Annotated in this window: 22 protein-coding genes; 9 read left to right on the top strand and 13 right to left on the bottom strand. The window is 69.6% G+C overall.

What is annotated here, in order from left to right:
* Nucleotides 1–108: 108 nt before the first annotated feature.
* Nucleotides 109–1,386, bottom strand: coding sequence for an ABC transporter substrate-binding protein (locus tag ACZ5GT_RS02300; RefSeq protein ID WP_469012945.1), 1,278 nt, complete (start codon nucleotides 1,384–1,386; stop codon nucleotides 109–111).
* Between the two features lie 379 nt (nucleotides 1,387–1,765).
* On the opposite strand from ACZ5GT_RS02300, the gene ACZ5GT_RS02295 reads away from it, so the two are divergent.
* From ACZ5GT_RS02295 to ACZ5GT_RS02285, 3 genes are all read left to right on the top strand, one after another.
* A complete protein-coding gene (locus ACZ5GT_RS02295) occupies nucleotides 1,766–2,815 on the top strand; it encodes a LacI family DNA-binding transcriptional regulator (RefSeq protein ID WP_469012942.1) in 1,050 nt (349 codons plus the stop codon).
* 307 nt (nucleotides 2,816–3,122) lie between these two features.
* Nucleotides 3,123–4,850, top strand: a complete 1,728-nt coding sequence (locus ACZ5GT_RS02290) for a glycoside hydrolase family 43 protein (RefSeq protein ID WP_469012939.1) — start codon at nucleotides 3,123–3,125, stop codon at nucleotides 4,848–4,850.
* 501 nt (nucleotides 4,851–5,351) lie between these two features.
* The gene (locus ACZ5GT_RS02285; protein ID WP_469012937.1) at nucleotides 5,352–6,017 is read left to right on the top strand and encodes a Mu transposase C-terminal domain-containing protein; all 666 of its coding nucleotides are present in this window, start codon (nucleotides 5,352–5,354) and stop codon (nucleotides 6,015–6,017) included.
* Here the strand turns inward: ACZ5GT_RS02285 and ACZ5GT_RS02280 are convergent.
* Nucleotides 5,975–6,706: a DUF6461 domain-containing protein gene (locus ACZ5GT_RS02280; RefSeq protein WP_469012934.1), complete on the bottom strand. Its 732-nt coding sequence runs from the start codon at nucleotides 6,704–6,706 to the stop codon at nucleotides 5,975–5,977. The two genes, ACZ5GT_RS02285 and ACZ5GT_RS02280, sit on opposite strands and share 43 nt — an antisense overlap.
* Before the next feature lie 260 nt (nucleotides 6,707–6,966).
* Between ACZ5GT_RS02280 and ACZ5GT_RS02275 the strand changes: the two genes are divergently transcribed.
* Nucleotides 6,967–7,671, top strand: a complete 705-nt coding sequence (locus tag ACZ5GT_RS02275; protein WP_469012932.1) for a DUF4328 domain-containing protein — start codon at nucleotides 6,967–6,969, stop codon at nucleotides 7,669–7,671.
* 195 nt (nucleotides 7,672–7,866) lie between these two features.
* On the opposite strand, the gene ACZ5GT_RS02270 is transcribed toward ACZ5GT_RS02275, so the two are convergent.
* The 4 genes from ACZ5GT_RS02270 to ACZ5GT_RS02255 all read right to left on the bottom strand — a co-directional run bounded on the left by ACZ5GT_RS02270 (nucleotide 7,867) and on the right by ACZ5GT_RS02255 (nucleotide 13,898).
* Complete coding sequence (locus ACZ5GT_RS02270) at nucleotides 7,867–9,705, bottom strand: CocE/NonD family hydrolase (protein ID WP_469012927.1); 1,839 nt, start codon at nucleotides 9,703–9,705, stop codon at nucleotides 7,867–7,869.
* Entirely contained in the window at nucleotides 9,695–10,141 is a 447-nt protein-coding gene (locus ACZ5GT_RS02265; protein ID WP_469012925.1) for an ester cyclase, read from the bottom strand. The genes ACZ5GT_RS02270 and ACZ5GT_RS02265 overlap by 11 nt, the downstream gene beginning before the upstream one ends.
* Nucleotides 10,138–11,562 carry a flavin-containing monooxygenase gene (locus ACZ5GT_RS02260; RefSeq protein WP_469012922.1) on the bottom strand — a complete coding sequence of 475 codons (1,425 nt, stop codon included), beginning with the start codon at nucleotides 11,560–11,562 and terminating at the stop codon, nucleotides 10,138–10,140. Before ACZ5GT_RS02260 ends, ACZ5GT_RS02265 begins: the two co-directional genes overlap by 4 nt.
* Before the next feature lie 779 nt (nucleotides 11,563–12,341).
* The gene (locus tag ACZ5GT_RS02255) at nucleotides 12,342–13,898 is read right to left on the bottom strand and encodes an ABC transporter substrate-binding protein (protein WP_469012920.1); all 1,557 of its coding nucleotides are present in this window, start codon (nucleotides 13,896–13,898) and stop codon (nucleotides 12,342–12,344) included.
* Between the two features lie 144 nt (nucleotides 13,899–14,042).
* On the opposite strand from ACZ5GT_RS02255, the gene ACZ5GT_RS02250 reads away from it, so the two are divergent.
* On the top strand, nucleotides 14,043–14,201 hold the full coding sequence (locus tag ACZ5GT_RS02250) for a hypothetical protein (protein WP_469012917.1): 159 nt from the start codon (nucleotides 14,043–14,045) through the stop codon (nucleotides 14,199–14,201).
* A 10-nt stretch (nucleotides 14,202–14,211) separates the two neighbouring features.
* Here the strand turns inward: ACZ5GT_RS02250 and ACZ5GT_RS02245 are convergent, their stop codons facing one another.
* Nucleotides 14,212–14,784 (bottom strand): LysR family transcriptional regulator, encoded by a 573-nt coding sequence (locus ACZ5GT_RS02245; RefSeq protein ID WP_469013149.1) that lies wholly within the window; start codon nucleotides 14,782–14,784, stop codon nucleotides 14,212–14,214.
* Between the two features lie 589 nt (nucleotides 14,785–15,373).
* Here ACZ5GT_RS02245 and ACZ5GT_RS02240 point away from each other — a divergent pair.
* Complete coding sequence (locus tag ACZ5GT_RS02240) at nucleotides 15,374–15,937, top strand: hypothetical protein (protein ID WP_469012916.1); 564 nt, start codon at nucleotides 15,374–15,376, stop codon at nucleotides 15,935–15,937.
* A 182-nt stretch (nucleotides 15,938–16,119) separates the two neighbouring features.
* A complete protein-coding gene (locus tag ACZ5GT_RS02235; RefSeq protein WP_469012914.1) occupies nucleotides 16,120–16,464 on the top strand; it encodes a hypothetical protein in 345 nt (114 codons plus the stop codon).
* Nucleotides 16,465–16,553: 89 nt separating this feature from the next.
* Here the strand turns inward: ACZ5GT_RS02235 and ACZ5GT_RS02230 are convergent, their stop codons facing one another.
* Nucleotides 16,554–16,985 (bottom strand): hypothetical protein, encoded by a 432-nt coding sequence (locus ACZ5GT_RS02230; protein WP_469012911.1) that lies wholly within the window; start codon nucleotides 16,983–16,985, stop codon nucleotides 16,554–16,556.
* Nucleotides 16,986–17,413: 428 nt separating this feature from the next.
* On the bottom strand, nucleotides 17,414–18,478 hold the full coding sequence (locus tag ACZ5GT_RS02225) for an aldo/keto reductase (protein WP_469012908.1): 1,065 nt from the start codon (nucleotides 18,476–18,478) through the stop codon (nucleotides 17,414–17,416).
* A 137-nt stretch (nucleotides 18,479–18,615) separates the two neighbouring features.
* Between ACZ5GT_RS02225 and ACZ5GT_RS02220 the strand changes: the two genes are divergently transcribed.
* Nucleotides 18,616–19,434: a helix-turn-helix transcriptional regulator gene (locus ACZ5GT_RS02220; protein WP_469012905.1), complete on the top strand. Its 819-nt coding sequence runs from the start codon at nucleotides 18,616–18,618 to the stop codon at nucleotides 19,432–19,434.
* Between the two features lie 561 nt (nucleotides 19,435–19,995).
* On the opposite strand, the gene ACZ5GT_RS02215 is transcribed toward ACZ5GT_RS02220, so the two are convergent.
* Nucleotides 19,996–20,145 carry a hypothetical protein gene (locus tag ACZ5GT_RS02215; protein ID WP_469012903.1) on the bottom strand — a complete coding sequence of 50 codons (150 nt, stop codon included), beginning with the start codon at nucleotides 20,143–20,145 and terminating at the stop codon, nucleotides 19,996–19,998.
* A 15-nt stretch (nucleotides 20,146–20,160) separates the two neighbouring features.
* On the opposite strand from ACZ5GT_RS02215, the gene ACZ5GT_RS02210 reads away from it, so the two are divergent.
* Nucleotides 20,161–20,616, top strand: coding sequence for a hypothetical protein (locus tag ACZ5GT_RS02210; RefSeq protein ID WP_469012901.1), 456 nt, complete (start codon nucleotides 20,161–20,163; stop codon nucleotides 20,614–20,616).
* Between the two features lie 168 nt (nucleotides 20,617–20,784).
* Here the strand turns inward: ACZ5GT_RS02210 and ACZ5GT_RS02205 are convergent, their stop codons facing one another.
* Genes ACZ5GT_RS02205 through ACZ5GT_RS02195 form a run of 3 tightly spaced genes read right to left on the bottom strand, consistent with a single transcriptional unit; the run spans nucleotide 20,785 to nucleotide 25,546 of the window.
* Nucleotides 20,785–22,203 (bottom strand): phytoene desaturase family protein, encoded by a 1,419-nt coding sequence (locus ACZ5GT_RS02205; RefSeq protein ID WP_469012898.1) that lies wholly within the window; start codon nucleotides 22,201–22,203, stop codon nucleotides 20,785–20,787.
* Nucleotides 22,200–24,017, bottom strand: coding sequence for a DUF3556 domain-containing protein (locus ACZ5GT_RS02200; protein ID WP_469013143.1), 1,818 nt, complete (start codon nucleotides 24,015–24,017; stop codon nucleotides 22,200–22,202). Before ACZ5GT_RS02200 ends, ACZ5GT_RS02205 begins: the two co-directional genes overlap by 4 nt.
* Nucleotides 24,018–24,058: 41 nt before the next feature.
* Nucleotides 24,059–25,546, bottom strand: a complete 1,488-nt coding sequence (locus tag ACZ5GT_RS02195; RefSeq protein WP_469012896.1) for a class I adenylate-forming enzyme family protein — start codon at nucleotides 25,544–25,546, stop codon at nucleotides 24,059–24,061.
* Nucleotides 25,547–25,573 lie beyond the last annotated feature (27 nt).

Below are 25,573 nucleotides of genomic sequence, written 5' to 3'. Positions count from 1 at the left end.
GTGGGATCCGTGTCGCCGTGGGTCTCGTAGTCCTCGCGTCCGCCCTTGCGGCTGCTAAGAGGGCCGACTGAACCGCCCGCACGCTGCTGCGGGCGGTTCGGCGCTCGGTCACTGCTGCAGCGCCGCCTTGGTGTCGGAAACCGCCTGCTTCCAGGCAGCCGCCGGCTTCTGCTTGCCCTGCACGATCCGCAGGATGGCGTTGAGGAACGGTCCCTGCGCCGTTCCGTCCTGGGAGCCCCGGAAGTAGTCGACCTTCAGATCGAGCGCCGAGGCCGCGTAGATCTTCCCGATCGGCGCGTTCGAGAAGTAGGGGTTGGTGGCCTTCTGAACGGCGGGCGACTTCAGCGCCTCGACCGTGCTGGGCAGGTAGCTGCCGGTGGTGAAGTTGGTCACCTGCTGCGCCGGGGCTGTGAGCCACTGTGCGAGTTCGACCGATGCCTTCAGGTTCTTTCCCTGCTTGGGGACCATGAGGTAGGACCCACCCCAGTTGCCTCCGCCGGGTGCCCCCGCGATCGCCCACTTGTCCCTGTAGGCATCGCCGCCGTCGGTCTGCACGCGGCTGAGCATCCAGGCCGGGCAGACGGAGACCGCCGCCTTGCCCTGCTTGAGCACGGCGTGCCATTCGGGGGTGAAGGGAGCGACTCCGTTGGTGAGACCGTTCGTCGCCAGGCTCGCCACGGTCATGAAGTTGGCCTTCATCTGCGCGTTGCCGTCAGCGGTGAAGGAGTCGTCCTTGGCGAAGAACGTCTGGTTCATCTGGCCGAGCATGGCCGTCCAGACGTTGCCGGGAGAGTCGACGAACTTCACTTCGGGTACCTTGCTCTGAAACCGCTCACCCACGTCGATGAGGTCCTTCCAGGTGGGCCACAGCTTGGCGACGGCGGTCGGTTCGGTGGGCAGTCCGGCCTTGGCGAACAGGTCCTTGCGGTAGCACAGGGCCATGCCGCCGATGTCGGTGCCGAGCCCCGTGATCGTCCTTCCGTCGGGGCTCCCGCCCTTGGCCTTCCAGTCCACCCACTGTCCGGCCTTCGTTCCGTAGTCCGCGAAGTTCACGAACTTGTCGGAGACCTTGAGGTAGGACGGCATCGAGTCGACTGCCAGTCCCACGATGTCGGGTGCGCCGCGTCCCGCCGCCATCTGCGTGTTCAACCGCGTCGTCAGCGTGCCGCCTTCGAGCTGGACGAGCTTCACCTCGACATTCGGGTGCGACTTCTCGTAGGCCTTGATCAGGCTCTTGTAGCCGTAGTCGGACTGGGTCACCACCTGCAGGGTGACCTTGCCGTCACCACTCCCGCTGCCCGCGCCGGAACCGCACGCGGTCAGCGTCAGGGCGAGTACGAGCGGGGACGACGCCCAGAGGAGGCGTCGGGGTTGTCTGAAGAACATGGAGAAGCTCCTGTGAAGGGCCGGCAGGGCGCAGCACAGGCCGCGCCCAGCCGGATGGATCGGGGAGGGTGCTCGGTGGTCGCGGTGGGCCGGTGGGCTTCGCCCAGTGGTGTGGGCAGCCCGTGGGCCCGGGGTGCTTGACTGCGCTCCCGACGCGCCGTCAAGGTGACCGCCGAAGTTCACGGATGCGGGTATGAACCGAGAGTTTCGATAGTTTGCTGCGGACAGCGGGTGAAGTAAGTGCTCCACCTGCTGGAAGCGCTTGCAAACGTAGAGTTGCCCCTGTCGGGCGTCAACGTTCTCTTCCTGTTTCACCGAAAGATCGAAACTTTCTAGGACGACGGCGTGCCGTTGAGGCGACGCGCCGGAGGGAGGCCCCGTGAAGAACCAGGGCAGGAGCGGACCGACCATGGCGGAGGTCGCGCGGCATGCCGGTGTCTCCGTACCCACCGTGTCCAAAGTGCTCAACGGGCGCGAAGACGTGGCCGCGGAAACACGTCGCCATGTCGAGGCCGCTCTTCGCACCCTGGGCTACCGGCGTCGGGAGCGGCTGCGCTCCACGGAGGGGCAGACGGCGGCGCGCACCATCGATCTGGTGGTTCACCAGCTCGGTTCGACCTGGACTGCCGCGATCGTCGAAGGCGCCGAGGAGGCGGCCCATGAGGCGGGTCTGCACCTCGTGGTCAACGCCATGCTGGGGCGCACCCGTCATCAACGCACCGAACGCGGCTGGTTGGAACGGATCTCAGCCCGGGGAACCCTCGGTGTGGTGACCGCGCTCGCGCACTTCTCGGCGTCACAGGATGCCTGGTTCCGCCAGAACAAGGTTCCGTACGTGATGATCGACCCCATCACGCCACCGCCTGCGGACACCTACTCCGTCGCGGCGACCAACTGGGAGGGATCTCGCGGCGCCGTCGAACACCTGCTGGCTCTGGGACACCGGCGGATCGCCATCATCGCCGGCAAGCACGGCCGCCACTGCAGCGACGTGCGCATCGAGGGCTACCGTTCCGCCATGCGTTCGGCTCGCGCCCGGATACTGCCGGGGTACGTGCGCCGCGGGCATTTCCACCCTCCGGGCGGCGAGCGAAGCATGCACGAGCTGCTGGACCTGGAGACGCCGCCCACAGCAGTCTTCGTATGCTCCGACTTCATGTCACTCGGCGCGATCCGCGCGATCCGCGAAAGGGGGCTCAGGATCCCCGAAGACATCAGCATCGTCAGCTTCGACGACCTGCCGGAAGCGCGCTGGACCGTTCCGGAGCTCACCACCGTGCAGCAGCCCCTGGCCGAGATGGCCGCGCATGCCGTGCGACTCGTCATGCGCATGTCTCAGGGGGAGCCGCCGGGAAGCCGGCGAACGGAGTTGTCCACCACCCTGATCGAACGGGCCACCACCGCTCCCCCGCCGTCCGCGCCCTCGTAACCGTTCCGTAGTGGGGTTGCCGACCACCGGAGTTGCTTCTATGATCTTCGATGAACTGAGAAAGCGCTTGTCCGCGGGGGAGCTCCCGACGCTCCCGACCGCACGGCACCCGTCCGTCGACGACAGGGTGTATGGCAGGCCGTCCGATAGGTGCGCTACGGGCGAACAAGGTGGGGTTCGCCGCTGAGCGGTGGGCGCCGCCCGACCGCCGACCCTCAGGCACCTGAAGGCCGGGGCGTGGCCTGCCTCATGGGCCATGTCGTGGTGATCTTCTGGACCAGGGTCAGACCACCAGGAGTCAACCCCCGTGACAGCCCCTCAGTCCGAAGCCGGCACGTTTTCCGTCGACTCGGGCGCAACCCCGCACGCGCCGATCTCCACCGGTGACGACGCCGTAGGCCCAACCGTCATCCGCAACCCCGTACTGACGGGCAGCCATCCTGATCCGTCCATTCTCCGTGTGGGCCGCGACTACTACCTGGCCACCTCCACCTTCGAGTGGCTGCCCGGTGTCACCCTGCATCACTCCCGTGACCTGGTGAACTGGCAACTGCTCGGCGGCGCCCTCACCGAGAACCGGCTGCTCGACCTGGTGGGCACTACCGACTCCGGCGGCGCGTGGGCACCCTGCCTGTCCTACGCCGACGGCCTGTTCCACCTCGTCTACACCCACATGCTTCACAACGTCGGCCCCTACCGCGACCTGCGCAACTACGTCGTCACCGCCCCTTCCCCCACTGGACCGTGGTCCGCACCGGTCCCCCTGCACAACCGGGGCTTCGACCCGTCCTTCTTCCACGACGAGGACGGACGGAGCTGGATGCTGTCCATGGCGTACGAACACCGCCCGGGCCGTGACTCCTTCGGGGGAATCCTGCTGCAGGAGTGGTCTCGCGGTGAACGCCGACTCATAGGACCCGTCCACCGCATCCTCGAGGGCACCGGCCGGGGCTGCACCGAGGGCCCTCACCTGTATCGGCGCGACGGCTGGTACCTGCTGCTTGTGGCCGACGGCGGCACGGGGTTCAACCACGGCGCCGCCGTCGCGCGTAGTCGTACGATCACCGGCCCCTACGAACTCGACCCGGCCGGCCCTCTGCTGACCACCCGCGACGCCCCCGACCACCCACTGCAGAAAGCCGGCCACGCCAGCCTGGTGGACACACCCGGCGGGGACTGGTATCTCGCTCACCTGTGTGCGCGTCCGCTGCCGGGCACCGATCGCTGTGTACTCGGCCGCGAGACCGCGTTGCAGTCGGTCACGTGGAGCGCCGACGGCTGGCCCAGGATCGAGGGCAGTCGTCCGGCCATGGTCGTGTCCCCACCGGCGGCAACCCGAGTGGCGACGCCGAACACCGCGACCACCCTCCCGGTGAGTGTCCGGCCCTACCATTTCCACGACGCCTTCGACGACCCTCATTCCACCGGGCGGCTCGACCCGCATCTCCTGACCCTGCGTCTGCACGCCGACCCCGCCTGGCTGGACCTGCGTGAGCGAGCGGGGCATCTGAGGCTGCGCGGGCAACAGTCCCTCGCCTCTCCCCACCGCCAGAGCGTCGTCGCCCACCGCCAGACGGCACATCGTTGCCGGGCTGAGACAGTCGTCGGCTTCCGGCCCCGATCGCCGCAGCAGATGGCGGGACTCGTCCACATCTACAACACCCGTCTGTGGCACTACCTGCACCTCACCTGGGACGAAGACCTCGGTCGCGTACTGAGGACGGGAAGCCTGGACTACCAGACCTACCAGGAAAGCGAGGTGGTCCCTGTACCCGGGAGCGGCCCGGTCCACCTGCGGGCCGACGTCGACGGCGCGGTACTCCGCTTCGCGTGGCGCACGGACGATGTCGGCTGGCGAGGCATCGGTGGCGACCTCGACGCATCCCTGCTGTCCGACGAGTACGCCACCCGTGCCGTCTCGGGTCAGATAACCAACTGGGGGTTCACTGGAGCCTTCCTCGGAATGGCTGTCCAGGACCTCACCGGGTCGGGACTGCACGCCGACTTCGACCACTTCTCCTATCGCGAGACGTGAGCGATCACAGGGCCGCAGCCCTCTGCCCGAGGGCCGGTGCCCAGGCGCGGCACTCGCGTAGTCGCGGCGATCGCGGTCCTCCGGCACCACGCGACCACCGCGGCGCTGTGCGAGACGGAAGCGGCACCCGCTGCGGCTCGCTCACCACCTCGTTCTCCCGCTCCAGCCACTGATCCGCCGACGGGCTTCCCGCAGCTCCATGCTCTCCTGGCTGGTCACCCCGGGGCCCGGACCCGTCATCGAGGTCCGCCCGGCGCATCCACTTCCACGACGTCATCGGGTGGGCCCCGAAATCGGCGGCCACCTGCTCGACCGTGACAACCCGGGCCGCGGTTCATCTCGACTCACACGACGTCCTGGCGGAACTCCTCCGGACAGGGCTTGCGTACAGTGGCATCCTTCCCACCCGCCCCTCGGGGCAAGCCGGTTCAGATGCCACCCGATCGTGCAGCAGACCCGTACGTCCCGGTGCCGCTGGGGCGCGAGGACTACATCGAGCTCATGCCTATCAAGCGGCAGAAGATCAACGACTACGGCATCCGCATCGACTACCGCACCTACGACCACAAGGTCCTCAACCCCCACCGCGGCGAACGCTCGCCAGCAGGAGACGGCCTGTGGGAGATCCACTACAACCCGCACGCGCCCGGCCAGATCTGGGTACGCCTGCCGAAGCCTGACCAGCCACGCGGATACGGGTGGGAGGCGGTGCCGTGGATCCACCACACCCTGGTCACCGCCCCGTTCACCGACTTCACCTGGCAGCACATCCGGCGCACCGTCGCCCGACGCGGCAGCCGCGTCCAACACGAACACGACCTGGCCCTCGCATTGCGCGAGTGCTCGAGCGCGCCGCCGCGGGGCAGGGCAGCCACCGGGAGAAGGTCGTCACCGCCCGGGCCCGCGCCGGCACCCGTGAAGGGCAGCGGCTGGACGGGAAGTGGGGCTCGATCCACACCACGGCTCGTCCTTGCACCACTTCTCGGGGGAGTTGTGGTTCACCAGGCCGCCCGTATGGGCCATGCGCAGCAGTTCGGCCTTGGTGTGCTTGTGGCGGAAGGGGGCGGCGACGGATCCAGGCCGCGCTCGTGTGCACGTCGCGAGGAAGGGAGGCCATGGCCGGGTCACCTGATCTTTGCGCTGCCGCAGGTGAAGGTCGTTTCTTGAAGGAGTTCTGGCGTGATGCGAACGCCGGTCAGATACTCGGCCAGCGCGAATGCTGCTGGTGCGGATCGGTCCTCTGCGGTGTCGGAGGTCTCCTCCCAGAACTGGAAGCCGATGTTGTGCATGGCCTTCAGGAGTTCGTCGGGGGTGGTGCCCCATCGGCTGTCGGGGAATCCGGGTTCGAAGGTCAGGCGGTTCGTCCCGTCCTCGGCCCAGAGAAACGAGTCGACGCCGTTGATGTTGACGAAGTGCGAGACCCATCTGGTGCCGGCGGACGCCGGCAGGGCCGTCTCCTCGGTGACACCGAGATAGCCGTTGGGCTCGATCAGCAGTGTCCAGTCCCCGACGCTCGTCATGGCGATCAGCTGCCGGGTGTTGTCGGGGTCCAGGAGGTCGAAGGCCGCCTCTGTTATCTGTTCCGCCCCGGTCTGCGGAGACTCCTCACATCCTTGGAGACGGCGGAGGACCTCTGAAGGCGGCAGGCCGTGAACCAGGGTGAAGCAGTATGCCTCTGCGAGGTCGGGGAATCTTTCCTCGACCACATGTAGTCGGCAGCAGTCGAAGTCATCCCCGAGATCCTCGCTGATGCCACTGACATCGGTGGCCAGAGTCCCCCAGGTTTGCTGGCGGCACGGTCGCTTCGGCGCTGAGGCCGACCGGGCTGCCGAAGACGGAGAAGACGGCACGGACACGGGCGGGGGCATCCGGCTGCAGCAGCGGGGCCGCCGTGCAGAAACTGCGGGACCCGGGCGCGCCAGCGCTCGCCCGGGCCGGCTTCAGGAAGCCTGCGGACTTGGCCGGGCTGAGAACCAAGTAGACGTACGACGGTATCCGACCGTATGTTCCGGTGTCCGCGCGCGTCCTCGCACGCGCGCCGGCACCAGTGCACCCGCGCCGGTTCGGGGAGAACCGCGCGCCGGCTCGGATCTCGTCTTCTCGGGGGGACTTTCTCATGACCACGCCCATGCCGGCTTCGCCGTACGCTGCCCCGCCCGGCGCCTGGCTGCGCTCGCCGGCCGCGCTCGGCCGCGCCACCGCCGTGCTGCTCGGCCTCGTCATCGCCACCGACCTGTTCGCCTGCTACGCGGACCTGCTGGAGATGGACGTCACCGGCGACCTGGCCGACGGCGTCACCGGCGCCGACGTGATCGACCGGGCGGACCACGCGGACGCCCTCTACGGCATCGCCGGCATTGCGCAGGGTGTCGCGCTGGTGGTCACGGCCGTCGTCTACCTGTGCTGGCTGTGGCGGATCCGGGTGAACGCCGAGGTGTTCGACGCCTCCCGGCATCGCATGAAGCGCGGCTGGACCATCGGCGCCTGGTTCTGCCCGGTGGTGAACCTGTGGTTCCCGCGCCGGATCGTCGCGGACAGCTGGGACGCCAGCGCTCCCTGGGGCTCGCGGTCCGGGCACACGCCGGTCGACGCCTGGTGGACGCTGTGGCTCGTCAGCCTCTTCGTGGGCCGGTTCGCCGACCGCAGCTCCCGGCAGGCCGAGACGGCGGACGAACTGCGCGAGGCCGCCGGGACGATGCTGTTCTCCGACTGCCTCGACATCGCGGCCGCGGTCCTCGCCACCGTGGTGGTCGTCCACCTGACCCGGATGCAGGAGCGCAAGGTCCTATCCGGCGAGCTGCCGGCTCCCGCACTTGGCTGAAACCCATGGCTGTGGCACTCCCGCCCCGGTCGTACCGCCGCCGCTCCACCGCCATCAGCGACGGCACCGAACGCATCACCAAATCACACTCGAAGCCATCCGCCTCGACCACCTCACCCGAAACCCACCACCGCCCCGGTCGGCAGTCGAGCCGAGCGATGGGGGCCGCGGGCTGGCCGGGGTCGGGCCGAGGGATCAGGTGCCGGGCGGGAGCACGCTGAGCCGGATCGCGGAGGGCCGTTGCGGGTCGTGGTGGATCTCCTGGTCCGCCGCCAGCAGACGGACGGCGCTCGCCGTCGGCTCGCCGGTGCCGGGGTTGCGGGCGAAGCGGGGGTGGGCCCCGCTGGAGACCTGGAGCCGGATGCGGTGGCCGGCCCGGAACCGGCAGGCGGTCGGTGCGAGGTCGAGGGCGAGCGCGAGCACTCCGTCCGCATCGATCCGGCCGGCGGCCGAGGACCCGGGCCGCACACGGATCAGACGGTCGGTGATGTCCACCGACCGGCCGTCCGGGTGCACGTCGCAGAGCCGGGCGAAGAAGTCGGTGTGCGCGAGGCTGGAGCGTACGTACAGCTCGGCCGAGACCTCGCCGACGACATCCAGGTCTGCCTCCAGCGGGTCGGTGGTGAAGGTCAGTACGTCCGGGCGGGCCTCCAGCGCGCGGTTGTCGCGCGGCCCGGCGCCCGCGCCCGTCCACGCGCCGCCGACGGCCGGGGTGGGGTCGGCCGGGTCGTAACGGTAGCGGTCGGGGCCGCTCGGCGGTGGCGGGGCGGGGTCGAGGCGGCCGTCCGGATGCAGGTACCAGCTTCGGGAGAGTGCCTGCGGCGGCGGCCAGGCGCCGAAGCCGCGCCACTCCTCGGCGCCGAGCAGGAACAGGCGTACCGGATCGGGGGGCTCGGGCCGCTCGGCGGTGGCGCCGGCGGCCGCGTGGCCGGATCCGGGTACGGGGCCTCGGTGGGGCGCGAGCTGCCGGCCGGGGAAGACCCCGCGGGCGGGGCGGACCTTGTTGGCGGGGCGGGCCCTGCGGCCGGTGACGGCCTCGCGGGCGGTGACGGCCTGGTGCTCGGGGAAGACTCCGGCGAGCCAGTCCAGGGAGTCCGCCATGAAGGCCGGCCACCAGCGGCCGACCGCCGTGTGCGTCCACGGTCCGATGGTCAGCCGCGCTGCCGCGCCGCCGGCCCGCAGCAGCGCGTACTGCCGGAGCGTCTGCGGCAGGAAGGCGTCGTACCAGTTGCCCTGCAGCAGCACGGGAACGCCAGGGGCCCGTAGGAGCCCGGCGGTGTGGTCGGAGGCGGACCAGTACGGATCGTCCTCGGCCTCGTGCGCCAGCCAGGCATCGAGGTGCGGGCAGGTGCGGCCCAGCGCCCGCTCGAGGGCCGGGCCGAGCGGCAGCTGCCGGTAGGCGATCCGCTGCAGTCTCCGCTTCTCCCGCAGCTGGCGCGCGGTGTCCCTCACCGGTCCGCGCTTGGGGTGGCTGAGCATCGACGCCCAGCCGGCCATCGTGTCCAGGGCGAACGCGCCGTCCGGCCAGGCGACCCGCGCGTACTCGTGCGGCCCCATCTGGACCACCATGCCGCGCAGCCCGGGCGGCGGGTCGTCCAGCAGGGCCCACTGCACGTAGCCCAGGTAACTGGCCCCGATGGTGGCGAACTCGCCCGAGAACCAGTCCTGCCTGCTCATCCAGGCGGCGGTGTCCCGGCCGTCGGCGGCCTCCTGGACCCACGGGTCGAGTGTTCCGCCCGAGCCGAAGGTTCCCCGGCAGCGCTGCACCAGCACCTGGTATCCGCGTTCGGCGTAGAGGCGGCCGTAGAGCAGGCCGATGGGCAGGTCCCAGCCGTAGAGGTTGCGTACCAGCAGGGTCGGCGGGCGGGTGGCGCCGGCCGGCGCGTAGTGGTCGGCGAGCAGGTCGGCGCCGTCCCGCATCGGCACCCGTATGTCTCTGGTGACCCGGACGTCCCGGGTGAGGGCCGCCGGCAGCCGCATCAGCCGGCCGGCCAGGCGCGCGGCGAGCGCGCCGCCCGGCCGTTCAGCCCGCACGGAGCAGTCCCAGAGCGGCGAGCAGTTGGAGGTTCTCGGCGGCGCTCCACCATTCGGCGACCTGGCCCTGGTGGATGCGCAGGATGTCGATGCCCCGGTTGGTGACTGGCGTGCCGGGGGCGGCGGCGGTCTCGGGCAGTCCCCCGCAGTAGGTGCCGGCGAACTGCCAGCCGCCGGTGACGTAGGCCCCTTCGGCGACCGGGCCCACCTCGGTGGTGTAGGTCAGGTCTGCGATGTTCTGGATGCCGCCGATCAGGGCGAGGGCGCCGTCGTGGTCGCCGATCAGGCTCGGGTCGATGCTGTCCGACAGCTTCGGCGAGTGGACGGTGAGCCGTTCGGCGAGCAGTTCCTTGCCGAGGGAGAGGTCGCCGTTCCACAGGGCGATCCACTTCTCCCAGATGCGGTGCGCCTCGGCCGGGGTGGGGTCGGTCGTCATGAAGACTCCTGGGTGTTCAGGCGGGATCCGACCGGGCCGGGCCTGCGGGCGGGGACGGGGCCGGGGACGGGGCGGGTGGTGTCGCGGGTGCGGTGGACAGGGAGCGGAGGGAGCGGGCCGGCGGCGGTGAGGTGGCGTCGGCGGTCGCGCAGCAGTTGGCGCAGGTAGCGGTAGACGTCCACTTCGACGGTGAGCCGGGGCGTCGCGGAGTAGCGCCGGCGTACCCGGCGCTCGTCGGCGGCGATCTCGGCCAGCATCGCCTCCCGGCCGGGCAGCCGGGTACGTCCCTCGATCAGATCGGCGGTCCATTCGGCCTGTGCCTCGGCGACGGGGGTGATGGCGCTGAGCGTCTTGGCGAAGCCGAGGAAGAACAGCCCCTCGTGATCCGGCATCACGATCCGGCGGAAGAGCCGCATCGGGCCGACCATCACCGGGGTCAGCTCCTCGGGCAGGAAGGGGAAGCTGAACGTGAAGCCGGTGCACCACACGATCGCGTCGAACTCCTCGACCGAGCCGTCGGTGAACCGCACCCGGTGGCCGCCGTCGAAGCGCTCGATGCCCGGCCGTACCGCGATCCGCCCGGCCCTGACCGCAGGCAGGTATCCCTCGCAGGTGGCGGGGTGGGTGCGCAGGGCGAGGTGGCCCGGGGCCGGCAGGCCGTACCGGCTGATCCTGCCCTGCGTCACCCAGAGCATCGCGGTCAGCAGCAGGCTCTGCACCAAGGGCGGCACGATGGTGGCGAGCGGACGGTTGACCTTGTCGGCGGGCTTGCCGAAGAGGCGTTTGGGGGTGATCCAGAAACCGCGCCGGGCACTGGAGACCACCCGGCCGGCCACGGCGGACAGTTCGGTGGCGAGGTCGCAGGCGGTGTTGCCGGATCCGACGACGAGCACCCGCCGGCCGCGCAGCGTATCGGCGCTCTTGTAGTCCTTGCTGTGCAGTTGGGTGCCGGTGAACTCGCCCTGGCCCTGGTACGCGGGCTTCGGCCACTTCGGGTTCCAGTGGAAGCCGTTGGCGACCAGGACGTGGGTGTAGCGGTGCGTCTGTCCGTCGTCCAGGGTGACCGCGTATCCGGCGGCGTCCTTGACCACACCGGTCACCGAGGTCCTGAAGCGGATGTAGGGGCGCAGGGCGAAGTGCTCGGTGTAGCGCTGGAGGTAGTCGAGCATCTGCGGATGCCCGGGGAACAGCGGATAGTGGCCGGGCATCGGGAACTTGGGGAACCCGCTCATGTCCCGTGAGCTGTTCAGCTCGATGGAGTCGTAGACGGCGGAGGTGCCGCTGTCGTTGCCGAAACGCCACTGGCCCCCGATGTCGGAGCCCTTTTCGTACACGTCGAACGGGATACCCCGCTCGCTGAGGACCTGCGCGGCCGCGAGCCCGCACACCCCGGCTCCGATGACACACACCCGCACAGACACCCGACCGCCTCCTCACCAACCCCACCGGCGAACCCGCTGGCGCGGAAAGTGTCCGCGAGTTGGCTAAAGACACTCTTGCGCCCGGCCGTCCCGGGCATTGGGGCGTACCCGTCGGCCGAGCGGCGGACGCCCGCCCGGAAGGGCCCCGGCGCGAGACCCGCGCCGGGGTCTTTCCGCGCCGCGGACCGCAGTCACTGACCCGGAGCGGGTCCGCCCGGTCGGCAGCGCGGCCTGCCCCCGGGCACCCGCCCGGACCGCGTCCGCCACCTCCCCGGACGCCGGACGCACCCCTTCAGCGCCTACCACACGACCTCTGAACATCCGACCGCGTCACCCGGTACGACAGCCGCGCACACGCCGCACACCATTCCCATCATCCTCCGGGCACAGATCCGGCAAGCCCCCTGAACAGCTCCGCACCCAGGGCGGACCCGGCAGCCACCGCCCGGATCACCACCGCGGACAGGCCTTGATCTGCCGCCGGGGCCGGCCGCCGTGGCAGCTTGGGACCGGCACACCGAAGAGGGACGACGCTGCCGAACGGGCCGTGGCCTCGCCCCAGCGATCCGCACGGAAACGCGGAAGCCCTTACCCGGCACGCGGGCAGCAGCCACCGGACACATCGCGACCGAAGAGGCCGGAGTTTCCCTGATCGCCGGACGGCCGTTGGTGAGACACTCCCCACGCACGCCGCCTCCAGACGCGGCGCGAGGCGTTTTCGGGCGTCTTCCCCCGACGCCGCCAGTCTGCTACCGCGTGCAGATCGGTACCTTGTGAGGTCAAAGCCAGGTCAGGCGCCACAGGCGGAATGCGCCCGTGCCGTCCAACAAGTACTGGCCGCCGCCAACGTCTTCACTGGTGACGACGTACTCCTTTGCCTGCCACAGGGGGATGACAGGGACATCGCGAGCGACGGCCTCTTGCAGCTCTGTCAGGGTGCCGTCGGCCTTTGCTCGGTCGGCGTAGCGTTGGCTCACGGCGATCGTCCGGTCCACGGTCTTGCTGCTGTAACCGGTGTTCATCGTGCCGCCGGTGCCGACGAGTTGGCTGCCGAAGGTGTCCGGGTCGGGGTAATCGGCTACCCAGCCGACCGCGTAAGCATCGAGCATGCCGCCCGCCCAACGCTTCTGGAACTCAGTCCAGTCGTAACCCTTGAGTTTGACTCTGAACAGGCTGCCGGTCTCGAGCTGCCGTTTGATTTCCGCGGCCTCTTCGGCGGCGGCACCGCGGCCCTCGGCATAGCTGTAGGTGAAGTGCACCGGCAGGGTCACACCGGCCTCGGTGAGCAGTTGACGCGCCTTGGCGATGTCCGGACTGGGGTAGTGGTCGAAGAAGGAGGTGGTGTGGCCGATGAGGCCCGTAGGGATGAGTGAGTAGAGCGGGTCGACGGTGCCCCCGTAGAGGGTGGCCGCGAGTCGGGGACGGTCGATCAGCCAGGCCAAGGCTTGCCGGACCCTGAGGTCGTGCAGTGGTTTCCCTTCTCGGACGTTGAGAAAGAGGTTGCGGGTTTCGGAGCTGGTGGTTTCCGATACGTGTTGTCCGGGGTCGCTGGGGTCCAGGTCGGCGAGGGCTTTGGGAGGCAGTTGCCGAGTGGCGACATCGATTTCGCGACTCTTCCAGGCGCTATTGAGGGCACCGGGAGCGCTGTAGTAGCGCAGCTCGACTGGCCGGCCGGACTCCTTCGCGGCGCCCTTGTAGTGGGCGTTGGGCGAAAGCACCACCTTTTCGCCCTTGACGTATGAGCTCAGAGTGTACGGGCCAGTGCCGTCGACCTCGTTACCGGTGCGTAGGGTGTCGTCCGGGTATTTGGTCGAGTCGACGATCGAGCCCGCCCCGGTGGCCACTTTGAAGGGGAACGTGGTGTCCGGGGCGGACAGGTTGAAGGTGACGATGCGTCCTTTGGCCTCTACCGAGGTGAGGGTGTCGAGCAGGGCCGAGGGGCCGACGTCGGAGTTGATCTTCTTGACGCGTTCGAAGGAGAACTTCACGTCCTTGGCCGTCATGGCGCGTCCGCTGGGGAAGGTGATCCGGTCGCGCAGTTCGCAGCGGTAGGTGCGCAGGTCTGCGGCAACGAAGGCGCAGCTCTTGGCTGCGTCCGGCACGGGCTCGGCACCGCCGGTCTCGAGGGTCAGCAGCGTCTGAAAAACGTTGCTGTACAGGGCCAGGGAGCCGGCGTCGTAGCCGCCGGCTGGGTCGAGGGACGTAGCGGCGTCCGTCGTGCCGACCTTGATCACCTTTCCCGGTTGCTCGTCCGACGGCAGCAGTAGCCAGCCTGCTGCTGCGACTCCTGTGAGTGCGAGCAAGCCGGCAAGGATGCGTATACGGGCCGTTCTCATCGGTATTTTGTCCTCTCCGGGTCTCAAGTTCACGATCGAAACGGGAGCTCACCGGATCCGCGGTACGGTTTCGCCCAGCCTGGATCCGGCCCATTTCTGCAGGTGTGGAACTCGTGCCAACAGGCTTCGGTAGACACGAGCGGCGTGGTGATGCACAACTTCGGCCACGGGGCCTTCCACGGCTTCTGTGCGCCGGATCAGCAGATGCCGCTGATCTCCGGCCAATGGTTCGACCAGGACTCCGGCGACGGGACACACGGCGGGCTGAACGGCTGTCACCCCAACGACCTTGGCGATCATTGACTGCAGCTGGTCAAGTGCCCAACCGACGCCGTCGTCCGAGGCGACGAACCAGCTGTCCTCGGACAGCCCTTCCAGCGGTCCCTCGACACGATGCGCCAGCGGGTGGCCGGCCGGCGTGGCAACGAAGACGGGCACTGTGCTGACGGCACGGTGCTGTCAGCACCGAGGAGTGCGGCAGCGGTACCCCGGGGCAGGCCACACCTGATGCGGCGTCGAGGTCACCGGTGGCACACACGCTGCAGACGGACACCCTCGAGTCCGGGCAGACGTCGCGGAGGGTGTCCAGCAGTGCCGGAACCACTGGTGTGTCGGTGACACCGAGCCGCGCGGTCCCGGTCATCAGGGACGAAGCACTCGTGCAGCGTCGCCCAAGAGCATCGGCGCGGATCAAGACGTCGCGGGCCTGACTGACGACTTCCGCACCGAAGGCAGTCAGCTCTACGCCGGTGCCGCTGCGTATGAAGGGTCCTTCATCGAGCAGTCGCTCGATGCGGTGCAGTTGTGAACTCACCGCGGGCTGTGTGAGTCCGAGCGCGGCCGCTGCGCGCCCTACGCTCCCGGAGTCCGCGATTGCGCACAGCATGCGCAGATGGCGCAGCTCCAGATCCATCAGTACACCTCGCTATGTGGCGGAAACGGCAAGCGAATTATGCGTGTGCGCCGATTCCTGTGGGACTCGATCGCGCTCCTTGCGTAAAGTCTTATGCCGGGCCTGATGGTTCTGTTATGACTGGGACTATTGTCATGGCGGGGCCCATGGGCCTTGACCCCTGGTCTTGGACACACGAGACACTGGACCCTGAGGATGCTGCGGAACTGGGTCCGGGCTGCTGGTGCGAGCCGGCCCCGGGGACGCCGGGCAGAGGTGCCGACAGAGCCTCCAACGCCGGTCACGACGCCTAGCCTTGGGAGGCGAGCGGGGAGAATTTCCGGTGCGACGATACTTACGAGAGAAAGGCCGTTGACGTTGCGGAGGATCATGGCGACCGGCGCCCGATGGGCGGCACCCACCGTTGTCCTCGTCGAGGTCTGCCTCGTGTGGACCGACGTGTTCGGCCCAAGCGAGGCCATAGTGGCCGGACTACTGCTTGAGCTGCTCCTGGCCGGGATCGTCCTCACCGAATTCGCCCTGTCCATGCGGGCCTACAAGGCAACCAGGAGCCAAGCTGGGGATGGAATTCGGTCTTTTTCGCGCTCTTTGGCGTTGGATCCGCCGTAAGCCGAACGCGCCGGAAGGGCACGAGGTGCTGACCTATGGCCCGGAGATTGAGCCAATCATGTGGGTGATGGTCTTTCTCGTGCCGCTGGAGATTCTCGCCGTCGAGTTCTTGGTTCCCTGGTCCGTGGCGCGCATCGTCCTGCTGGTGGCCTCCGTCTACAGGACTCTGTGGGTACTCGGCTTCATCGCGGTGCTGTCCATTCACCCGCACATCGTCGGCGACGGCAAGACAGCGCCGCGCTTCGCCCACTTCGTGCAGATCGTGATTCCTCTCGACCTCATCGAATCCGTCCGCACGAGCCGGCACAGCGGTTACCGAAGGGCCGTCCAGATCGACGACGGTGTCCTCGCGATGCCCATCGGCGACTCCACCACGCTTGGCGTCACTCTGCGCGAGCCCAATCCTGCCGCGCCCAACCCCGGAAAGCCGCTGCAGGAAGTACGGGAGATCCGGTTCGCCGCGGACAGCACCCGGGAGGCCGTTCGCGTCCGCGCCGCCGACATCTCCGCCAACTGATCCCTGCAGCTCTGCTCCGCCCGTCAGGACAAGCAGGCTTCCGCCAGATGGGCTGCCATGGAGGAACCTGCCACGGTGTCAGAGGAGTTCGTGCCAACGCACACCCGAAGCTGACCCGGATAGCGAAAGTGCGGGTGCCGGCCTGGACGGCAGAGGACCTCGTCGCCGAGACATTCGAGGTCATGTACACCAAGTGGCGCGAGGTGCTCGCCGACCCGACCCCGCCCTTCCGATATGCCTGCGGCATCCTGCGCAACAAGGTCGTCAACTCCTGGCGGCACACCAACCGTGAAATCCTCCCGAGCTCCGCCGACCTACTCGACCTCATAGAGCCCAACTTGAGGAATCCGCCGACAGACAGCCGTCCGCAACATCCATATGGAAACCCTCACCGCGTCCATCAGATCAGCCCTGGCACAGCGCGACGCGAATCCGGTGCGTTCACCTTCCACGACGGCAGCCGGCAGATCTACCCGATCGCGCCGGGTGCCCCGCAGGCCGCAGGCCGAACCGGCGCCGAGACCTGACGCCCTGCCTGGCCGCCCACACCACCCCCGAACGGCAGGCACACCCCGCTTCAGCGAAAGCCCCGACCGTCATGCACACCCCCAAGCGCTCAACCGGGCAAGTCCATAGCATCTTCAGGGGCTTCGGCATCGAGCGCGTCCAACCTGTCTCCGATCTCCACGAGGTCTTCAGCGGAAAGCGCGGGTGCAGTCCAGTGGCGTGCGCGTGCATGGTCGACAAAGGTCTCGTCCAGCGGGACGTGGTACCGCGCGACGTAGTGAGCGAGGTCTGAGTACCAGAACCACTCGCCGTCGGTGTGCAGCTCCAACGCGCCGATGAATTCGCTGTTCAGTACGTCGTGGACCGGCGACCCGGTGACGGCAAGCGCTGATCCGGATCGGAGGTAACGCACCAGCTTCTCCTCGTCCGGGGCGGCGTGGTCACGGACCGAGTCGCGCAGTGCAGGCCCATCGGGGCGGCCATGTGCCAGCTCCTGGAACTCACCGAGGAACCGGTCGTAGGGAAAAGATCGGCTGACCATGCGCGGAAGCCTATTCAAGCCCTACCGGCCGGTTGAGCCGGTTGAGTTGAGCTGGGTGAGCTGGTTGAGCTGGTTGAGCTGGTTGCAGAGCTTCAGCGGCGGTGGCAGGGAACGCTGTTCGTCGGTCACGGCGCCGCCCGCCTGGTGCAAGCAGGCCGCCACAGGGTCTTCCGCGTCACCGGGCTCTGATCGGCTACACGGTGGGCACCCGCCTGCCGGCGCCGTGGGTCAGCAGCCGGACCAGCCCCGCCCGCGCCACACCACGCCGTGCCGGCTGTGCCCGGAGAGCACTGTCAAAGGTGCCTCATATCCGCGCCACCCCCATGAAGCAACGGCTTCGGCCCTCGGCGAAGAACGGCGCCCAGTCCCGACATGACGCTGCCGAGGGGCGGCAGTCGAGCCGTTCCCGGCATGCGTTCGGGCGAGCCTCAGCGGTGGGTCGGGATTTTCAGGTCGCCCCTTGTCACCACGCGGATGTGGTCGCCGGCGAGCAGGTCATGCGGATGACCGAGCTCTATCGCGCTGACCTCTTCGAGACGGGCCAGATGGGCGGCGGTGAACTCGACGTCCAGGGCGCCCAGGTTGTCCTCCATCTGGGCCGGCGTGCGGGCGCCGATGACCGGTGCCGTGACGTCGGGGTTGTGCAGGGTCCAGGCCAGTGCGACCTGGGCGGGGGTACGGCCCGTCCCCGCGGCGACCTCCTTCACCGCTTCGGCTGTGACGAGGTTGCGTTCGGTGACCGTGCCGAGGGCGACGTTGAAGGACCTGCGGGTGCCGTCGCCGACGCCGGCGTTCCCCGGCGTCAGGCCGGCTCGGCTGTACTTGCCGGTGAGCACTCCGCCGGCCAGCGGGGAGTACGGGACCACGCCCAGACCCATTTCGCGGGCCATCGGGATCAGATCACGCTCCCCGGTGCGCTCGATCAGGTTGTACTCGATCTGCAGCGCGACCAGCGGTGACCAGCCGCGCACTTCGGCGATGGCCTGCATGCGCGATACCTGCCAGGCGGGGACGTTGCAGATCGCGACGTACAGGATCTTGCCCTGCCGGACCAGGTCGTCCATGCCTCGCAGGATCTCCTCGACCGGCGTCGTGAAGTCCCACACGTGCAGGTACAGCAGGTCGATGTAATCCGTACCCAGCCGCCGCAGACTCGCTTCCACGGAGGTGGTCAGGCTCTTGCGGTGACTGCCTGAGGAGTTCGGGTCACCAGGGCGGCTCAGCGTGGTGTACTTCGTGGCCAGGACCAGGCTCTCGCGGCTGCCGCGGGCGAACTCGCCCAGCAGCCGCTCCGACGTGCCGCCGCTGTAGGTGTTCGCGGTGTCGAAGAAGTTCCCGCCCCGCTCGACGTAGAGGTCGAACAGCTTGCGTGCCTCGCCCTTCTCGGCGCCCCAACCCGACTCGGTCCCGAAGGTCGCCGTACCCAGCGCCAGCGGTGAGACCCGAAGCCCTGACCGGCCCAGCAGCCGATAGGTGTCGAGGGTGAGCGGCATCGCGTCCTCCTGTGATCGCGCTCGTGAATGCTGCCGGGAACAAGGCTGCGACCGGCGCGGGCGCGGAGTAAGGGAAGCCGCTTCCTGGGAAGGCCGGTCCCACCCTCGTTGTTGCGGTGGACGTGACGACCTACACCGTGGACACGACACAGGAACTGGCCGCGTTTCTGCGGAGCCGGCGTGAACGGCTGGATCCACGGGACCTCGGCCTGCCGGCACGCCGGCGGACCCGGCGGACCCCTGGGCTGCGCCGCGAGGAGGTCGCCGAACTGGCCGGGGTCAGCGTCGACTACGTCGTACGGCTGGAGCAGGCGCGCGGGCTGCGGCCCTCAGCCGAGGTGCTGGAGGCGCTGGCACGGGCGCTTCGGCTGAACCCCGACGAACGCGCCTACCTCTTCGACCTGACTCAGCAGCGTGACCGTGCCGCCGGCCGGCCCGCGACCGCCGCGGCACCGCCGCTGGCCCGGCTGGTCGCCGACCTGTCGCCCCTGCCGGCGCTGCTGATGAACCACCGCTGCGACATCCTGGCCTGGAACGACGGGATGGCACGGCTCCTCCTGGACTTCGCGACGCTGCCACCGCAGCAGCGCAACGCGATGCGGCTTTGCCTGACGCACCCGGCGACCAGCGACATGTACGTCGACCGTGAACGCGTCGTCCGGGAAACGGTCGCCCACCTGCGCGCCGCGTGGGCCGCACATCCGCGAGACCGGACACTGGCCGGTCTCATCGCCGAGTTCACCTCGCGCGTGGACGGATTCGCGCACTGGTGGGCCGAGAGGGATGTCAAGGTCAACGGCCGTGGCAGCAAGGCCATGCAGCACCCCGTGGTCGGCGCGATCGAGGTCCACTTCGAAGTGCTCATGCCGCTCCAGAACACGGACCAGCGGCTGATGATCTGCCGCCCGGCGAACGACACGAGCCGGGAAGCTTTCGACCGGTTGCGCACCCGCTGACACCGCAGCCGGTCAGGAGCGCCTCACCCCGCACCCGCCCCAGCCACCGCAGCGTCCGCCGTACCTCCCCCCGCGACCGGGTGGCCGGGGCCGCCGGTGCGTTCCACGTCGTGCAAGAGGCGGGCCAGGTGTATTGGTCACGAGCGTTGTTGACGCGGGGCGGTCTTGATCGTGGCGAAGGCCCCCGTGTGTGGTGGAGGTGTCGAATCTTCACCGCGCGGAGGCCTTCGTGTCCCACCGTAATGCCCGGCTGACTGTTCACGGCCTGGTGGTGCCAGGCCGGGCGCAGCAGTGTGATCTTGCGGATCTGCGGGGAGGCCGTCTGCCTGCGCACACGGGTTCCCATGCCTTGAGGTCGGCGCTTGGGGTGCCATGTCCGAGGGGGATGACCCACAGGTGGTGCCAGGTGCCGCGGGCCTCGGGGGGCTGGTTGTCGCGGAAATGCTCGCGGGTGCGGTCACGGATGGCGTTCATGTCGGGATGCCCGGTAGCGCCGCGCTGGACGATGCCGGTGTAGAGGCAGCCGTGGCACCCGTCCAAGGCGAGGCAGATCGCGGTGGGTCAGGAGAGGAGGAAGCGGAAGGTCCAAGTGCCGTCGGACTCCCACAGCGGGTAGACGCACGTCTGCAGCTGTTCGGCTGGCGTGGCCAGGCGGGGCCCGGGGATGGCTGCGACATCGGAGTCGAGGCCGGGGGTCCATCCGGCGCTCATCAGTCGTCATCCGCGGTGGCGCTCGCACGCCGGCCGGACACCTCGTCGGTGCGGCTGACGTCCGGCGGCACGAAGATCGTGGCGATCAGCCACACGGCACCGTCCGGTCCGGACGCGCACGCGGTGCTGCGCGACATCCCGCGCAACCGCACCGCCGGGATCACCTCCGTCTCCGCGCACTACCTGCTGCGCGCCTACCTCGGCTGGCCGACCGCGTGGCGCGGACGGGTGAACGTCCTGGACGAGGACCAGCGGGCCCGGCTACGCGCCGAACGGGACACGATCGGCGTCGGCGGGCGCGCCGCGCAACCCGCGGACGAGCCGTACCTGCTGACCGACACCGACCGGGCGCTGCTGGAGGCGTTGCGCGAGGACGCGCGGGTCAGCTACGCGGAACCAGCGGCGGCGGCCGACACGACGCCGTCGAGGAAATGGCGCTGGTCGCGGCGACGACCGGGCCGACGAACCTGATCGCCCACGCGCTGTGCCCCGACGGGCGGGCGCTCCACGCCTACCTCACGCGGCGCATCGCATGGGAGGCGGTGACCCGCATCGAAACGGCCCCGGTACTGCGCACCTACAAGGGCGGCGACAGTGCGGATCCCCTGACCGGGGCCCCGGCTCCGCCGGCCGCGCCCGTCAGGAGACGCCGAGGTGGCGCAGTGCGGACGCTGCTGCCGCGGCCCCGCACATTCCGTGGGCGCCGGGGCCCGGCGGGGTGGCGGCGGAGCAGCAGAAGACGCCCGGCAGGGCGGTGGAATAGGGGTTGAGGGCCAGGCGGGCTCCGAGGACGAGTTGGGGGACGGTCTTGGCTCCGGTGAGGATGTCACCGCCGGCGAAGTTGGGGTTGGCGGCGGCGAAATCGGCGGGTGAGGTGGTGCGCAGGCCGACGATGCGGTCGCGGGTGCCCGGGGCGAAGCGTTCGAGCTGGCCGAGGACGGCTTCGGTGGCGTCGCCGTCGTATCCGTGGGGCACGTGGGCGTAGGCCCACACGGGGTGGACGTTGCCGGCCGAGCGGTTGGGGTCGGCGAGGTACTGCTGGCCGACGAGGACGAAGGGGCGTTCGGGCATGCGCCCGTCGTTCACGGCCCGTTCCGTCCGTGCGATCTCGGTGAGCGTGCCGCCGAGGTGCACGGTGCCGGCCCGGCGGGCATGCTCGTTCGTCCAAGGCACGCCGTCTTCGACGGCCAGATCCACTTTGAAGGCGGCGGGGCCGCGGCGGAAGCGCCGGTAGGCGTTGCGCACGCGGCTGGGCAGCCGGTCGTGGTAGATGCGGGCGATCTGGGCGGGGTCGAGGTCGAGGAGGACGACGTCGGAGGGTGGGATCTGTGCGTGGTGGGTGATACGGACGCCGGTGTGCACCCGGCCTCCGTAGGCGTGCAGGGCGCGTTCCAGGCTGCGGGCGATGGCCTGTGAGCCGCCTTCGGCGACGGCCCACCCGGCAGCGTGACCGGCGGTGAGGATGCCCAGGCCGATGGCGGAGCTGAGCGGGTGGGACAGCGGCCGGAAGGAGTGGGCCGCGATGCCGGCCCACAGGGCGCGCGCCTGGGGGGTGGAGAAGCCGCGGGCGAGGAGGGCCGCAGGCAGTGCGGTGGGCAGGCCGAAGCGCGCCAGGAGCAGCGGGTGGGAAGGGATGCGCAGCAGGGGGCCCATCACGTCCTGGCTCAGTGCGTCCCACCGGCGCACGGGGGACTCGAGCAGGCGCCGGTAGCGGGCGCCGTCGGGACCCAGCAGGCGGGCGGTGTCCCGCACGGAGCGCAGGAGCACTCCCGCCGTGCCGTCGTCGAGGGGGTGGACGCAGTCGATGTCCGGCAGCCGCCAGCGCAGTCCGTGGTCCTGGAGGTTCAGCTCCTTGTGGGCCGACGAGGTGACGGCCATGGGGTGGATGGCCGAGCAGTGGTCGTGCAGCAGGCCGGGCAGGATCGCCTCCTGGCTGCGGGTGCCGCCGCCGACCTCGTCGGCGGCCTCCAGCAGCGTGACGTCCAGGCCGGCTTTGGCGAGGAGGGCGGCGGCGGTGAGCCCGTTGGGCCCACCGCCGATGACGGTCGCGGTGGTCATGACGAGGCGCCCTGGGCCGGCGGCGTGACGTTCCCGCCCCCGGCAGGGGCGGGAATGCCCGGCTGGAGTGCCGGTTGCAGCGGATGCACGCTCTCCACGTCGTACACGGGGTAGTCGGGGCCGTCGGTGGGCCAGGGCTGACGGGTCACCATGTCCCGCACGGTGACGTGGCCGCGCTCGAGGAGGCCGAGCGCTGCGTCGTGGACCTCGTAGGCCTGTGTCCGGCGGTGGATGGGCTGGCCTTCCAGGCAGATCACGCGTACGTCGCCGGGGGCGAAGCCGCAGCGCTCCTGGACGGCGTGCAGCAGTTGGTCGTCGTGGAGGTGGCCCTCGCCGAAGTTCCATCCGATGGCGAAGCCGGCGATCAGCTCGCCGTCCATCACGACGACGTCGTCCTGGCCGTGCGTGACGCGGTCGATGAGGCCGTTGTGGGCGCGGCCGTGGGAGTGCAACGACCTCCAGCCCTGCACCTTGTGCGACATCAGCAGGGCCGTCCCTTCGCCGTAGAGGCTCTCCAACTGCCGGGTGGGAAGCCGGCATGCGGTGTTCAGGCCGCTCTCCAGGCGTGACAGGGCGTCACCGGTGAACAGCCAGACGCTGGTGGCCCAGTTTCCCGCGTAGTAGCGCATGGCGGGCAGGAACGACACCAGGTCCGGGCGCATGTTGCCCAGCACGGGCAGCAGGACCAGGCTCGGCAGGATCAGCGCGAGCAGCCAGGGAGAGTGCAGGTCCCGGACGCTGATGTCGCCGTGGGCGCCGAAGAGGTAGAACAGCGAGAAGACGAAGAAGATGTTCCACTCCAGCGGCACGCCCATCGGGATGGTCGAGAGGATGTGGAGATGGAACACGGCCATGTAGAGCAGGGCCGCCCAGGTCCAGAAGCCTCCGTCGCCGATGAACACCAGATAGAGGGGCACGCCGTATTCCGTCACGGTGCCGATGTGGGCGAGGAGGAACGGCAGCCGTGAGGGGCGCAGGTCGCGCGGGTGGTCGCGGTAGAGCATCCGCTTGAGCCGGCGGCTCGGGACCAGCGGGGCGTTGCTCATCATCGTCGCCACCACGAAGGGGAAGTGGCGGTTGAGCTTCGAGGTCGCCGCGCCCCACCACAGGGCCAGCATGACCAGCTTGAAGCCGATGAACATGTCCGGGTAGGGGAAGAAGAACAGCAGCAGCGACAGCCAGTACTGCTCCCCGCGGGCGGCCAGGAAGACCGTCTTGTCCCGCAGGCCCAGCAGCGCGAGGCTGACGACGAGGGGGAGGGCCGCGCGCGCGTCGAGCAGGCCCACCGTGCCGGAACCGGCCGCGTGGCCGCCGTCGCCCGGGCGGGTGAGCAGCCATACGGCCGAGGCGAGGACGACGGCGTACAGGGCGGCGTCGATGCCGGTGCGGCGGCTGCCCCGGGTCAGCGGTACCCGCGCCGGCCACGGCGGGAGGCGGATGGTGCCCGGCCGCAGCCAGTACAGCACCGACCCGATGACGGGCTGGAAACGGGACGCCAGCGGGCCGGACCCGCAGCCCAGCCCCAGCACCTCCCACAGGAGGGTGAAGACGATCAGCTTCTGGTACACGATCGGCTCCGACCACCACGACGGGACCTGCGCGATCGTGCCGAGGCCAGGCGTCAGCGAGATCACGAACGCTGCCCCGCCGACGTAGAGGAGGCACTTGACGACGTAGAACAGGTACACCGCGTACGGTGTGCCGAAGCCGTACTCGACCCAGTGCCGCGTAAGGATCTTCAGGCGCTCGTCGCGGGGCAGCGTACGGAAGGTTTCGGCGTCGACGGGCGGCAACTGGGGTTTGAGGAAGCCCATGAGGGTCACGTCCTGGTGGCTCGTAGGGGCGGTGGCGGGGCTCAGCGGGAGGGCGTGAGCGCCTGTCGGCGCAGCGCGGGCTTGTCGATCTTGCCGACCGGGTTCTTCGGGATCTCGGGCACGACGAGGACGTCGGCGGGCCGCTTGTACGGAGCGAGGCGGTCGTCGAGGAACGCGGTGATCTCCCGCGGCCCGGCGTCCGCGCCCTGGCGCAGGGCGACGTAGGCGACCGGGACCTCGCCGAGCACGTCGTCGGGGCGGCCGACGACGGCGGCCTCGAAGACCGCGGGGTGGCCGTGCAGGACGGTCTCGATCTCCTTGGGGTAGATGTTCTCCCCACCGCGGATGATCATGTCCTTGACGCGGTCGACGAGGACGAGGTAGCCGTCCTCGTCGAGGCGGCCGACGTCGCCGGTGTGCAGCCGGCCGTCCCGGACGGCGGCGGCGGTCTCCTCCGGCCGGCCCAGGTAGCCGCGCATGACGGTCGGCCCGCTGATGACGACCTCCCCGATGCCGCCGTCGGTGACGAGCCGGCCGTCCTCGCCCATGATCCCGACCCTCTGGCCGGGCAGCGGCAGCCCGACCGTGCCGGGTTTGCGGACGCCGTCGAGCGGGTTGGCCGTCGAGGCGCAGGTCGCCTCCGACAGGCCGTAGCCTTCGATCAGCCGCACGGCGAACCGCCGCTCCACCGCCTCGATGAGCTGCGGAGGCATGGGAGCGGCGCCGCAGATGGCGAAGCGCAGGCAGGAGGTGTCCGGCTGCACCTCGGGCGGCAGGCCTGCCAGCATGGCGTAGATCGCCGGGACCCCGGAGAAGTAGGTGGGGCGGGCCCGCTCGAGCGCGGCGAAGAAGCCCTTGGCGCTGAAGCGTCCGACGACGGTGGCCTGTCCTCCGGCCCGCAGCGGCGACAGGATGCCGACGACGATGCCGTTGACGTGGAACAGCGGCAGGATCAGCAGGCTGTGATCGGCCTGCGTCAGCTTCATCGACTCGATCATCGCCGCGGTCATCGCGTCGAGGTTGCGGTGCACGAGCTCGACGCCCTTGGGGCGCCCGGTGGTGCCGCTGGTGTAGATGACCAGCGCCAGGTCGTCGCCGCCGGCGTCCGGATCCGCGGGCGGCTCGGGCAGAGGGGTGGCCTCCGGTGGGGGGCCCGCCAGCTCGTCCAGGGTCAGGACGATGACGGAGGCGGGCAGGTCGTCCGGCCGGGTCTCCACGACGACGGCCGTGGCGCGGCAGTCCGTGAGCTGGTAACGGGCCTCCGCCGGGGTCAGTGCGGGGTTGACCGGGGTCAGGGCGGCTCCCAGACGCCAGGCGGCGAACAGGGCCGCGACGAGTTCGACGCGGTTGGTGAGCTTGACCGCGACGATGTCACCGGCGCGCACACCGCGGTGAGCGAAGTGGCGGGCGTAGCGGTCGATCAGGTCGCAGAAGGCGGTGTTCGACAACGTGCCGAACACGTCGTCGGTGACGGCCGGCGCGTCCGGGGCTTGTTCGCGGCGCACAGCGGGCAGGCGGCTCAGATTCATGCGGGCTCGCACCTCAAAGTCGGGTGG

It is taken from the genome of Streptomyces sp. NPDC031340, from assembly GCF_055569945.1.
This window is presented reverse-complemented; position numbering and strand designations above follow the sequence as displayed.

Excerpts from the sequence above, each read along its gene's own strand:
- ACZ5GT_RS02255 (WP_469012920.1), bottom strand. The coding sequence starts at position 13,898 with ATGAGAACGGCCCGTATACGCATCCTTGCCGGCTTGCTCGCACTCACA.
- ACZ5GT_RS02300 (WP_469012945.1), bottom strand. The coding sequence starts at position 1,386 with ATGTTCTTCAGACAACCCCGACGCCTCCTCTGGGCGTCGTCCCCGCTC.
- ACZ5GT_RS02265 (WP_469012925.1), bottom strand. The coding sequence starts at position 10,141 with ATGACGACCGACCCCACCCCGGCCGAGGCGCACCGCATCTGGGAGAAG.
- ACZ5GT_RS02245 (WP_469013149.1), bottom strand. The coding sequence starts at position 14,784 with ATGCTGTGCGCAATCGCGGACTCCGGGAGCGTAGGGCGCGCAGCGGCC.
- ACZ5GT_RS02240 (WP_469012916.1), top strand. The coding sequence starts at position 15,374 with ATGGAATTCGGTCTTTTTCGCGCTCTTTGGCGTTGGATCCGCCGTAAG.
- ACZ5GT_RS02215 (WP_469012903.1), bottom strand. The coding sequence starts at position 20,145 with ATGAGCGCCGGATGGACCCCCGGCCTCGACTCCGATGTCGCAGCCATC.
- ACZ5GT_RS02225 (WP_469012908.1), bottom strand. The coding sequence starts at position 18,478 with ATGCCGCTCACCCTCGACACCTATCGGCTGCTGGGCCGGTCAGGGCTT.
- ACZ5GT_RS02285 (WP_469012937.1), top strand. The coding sequence starts at position 5,352 with ATGCCTATCAAGCGGCAGAAGATCAACGACTACGGCATCCGCATCGAC.
- ACZ5GT_RS02275 (WP_469012932.1), top strand. The coding sequence starts at position 6,967 with ATGACCACGCCCATGCCGGCTTCGCCGTACGCTGCCCCGCCCGGCGCC.
- ACZ5GT_RS02200 (WP_469013143.1), bottom strand. The coding sequence starts at position 24,017 with ATGGGCTTCCTCAAACCCCAGTTGCCGCCCGTCGACGCCGAAACCTTC.
- ACZ5GT_RS02235 (WP_469012914.1), top strand. The coding sequence starts at position 16,120 with ATGTACACCAAGTGGCGCGAGGTGCTCGCCGACCCGACCCCGCCCTTC.
- ACZ5GT_RS02195 (WP_469012896.1), bottom strand. The coding sequence starts at position 25,546 with ATGAATCTGAGCCGCCTGCCCGCTGTGCGCCGCGAACAAGCCCCGGAC.
- ACZ5GT_RS02205 (WP_469012898.1), bottom strand. The coding sequence starts at position 22,203 with ATGACCACCGCGACCGTCATCGGCGGTGGGCCCAACGGGCTCACCGCC.
- ACZ5GT_RS02230 (WP_469012911.1), bottom strand. The coding sequence starts at position 16,985 with ATGGTCAGCCGATCTTTTCCCTACGACCGGTTCCTCGGTGAGTTCCAG.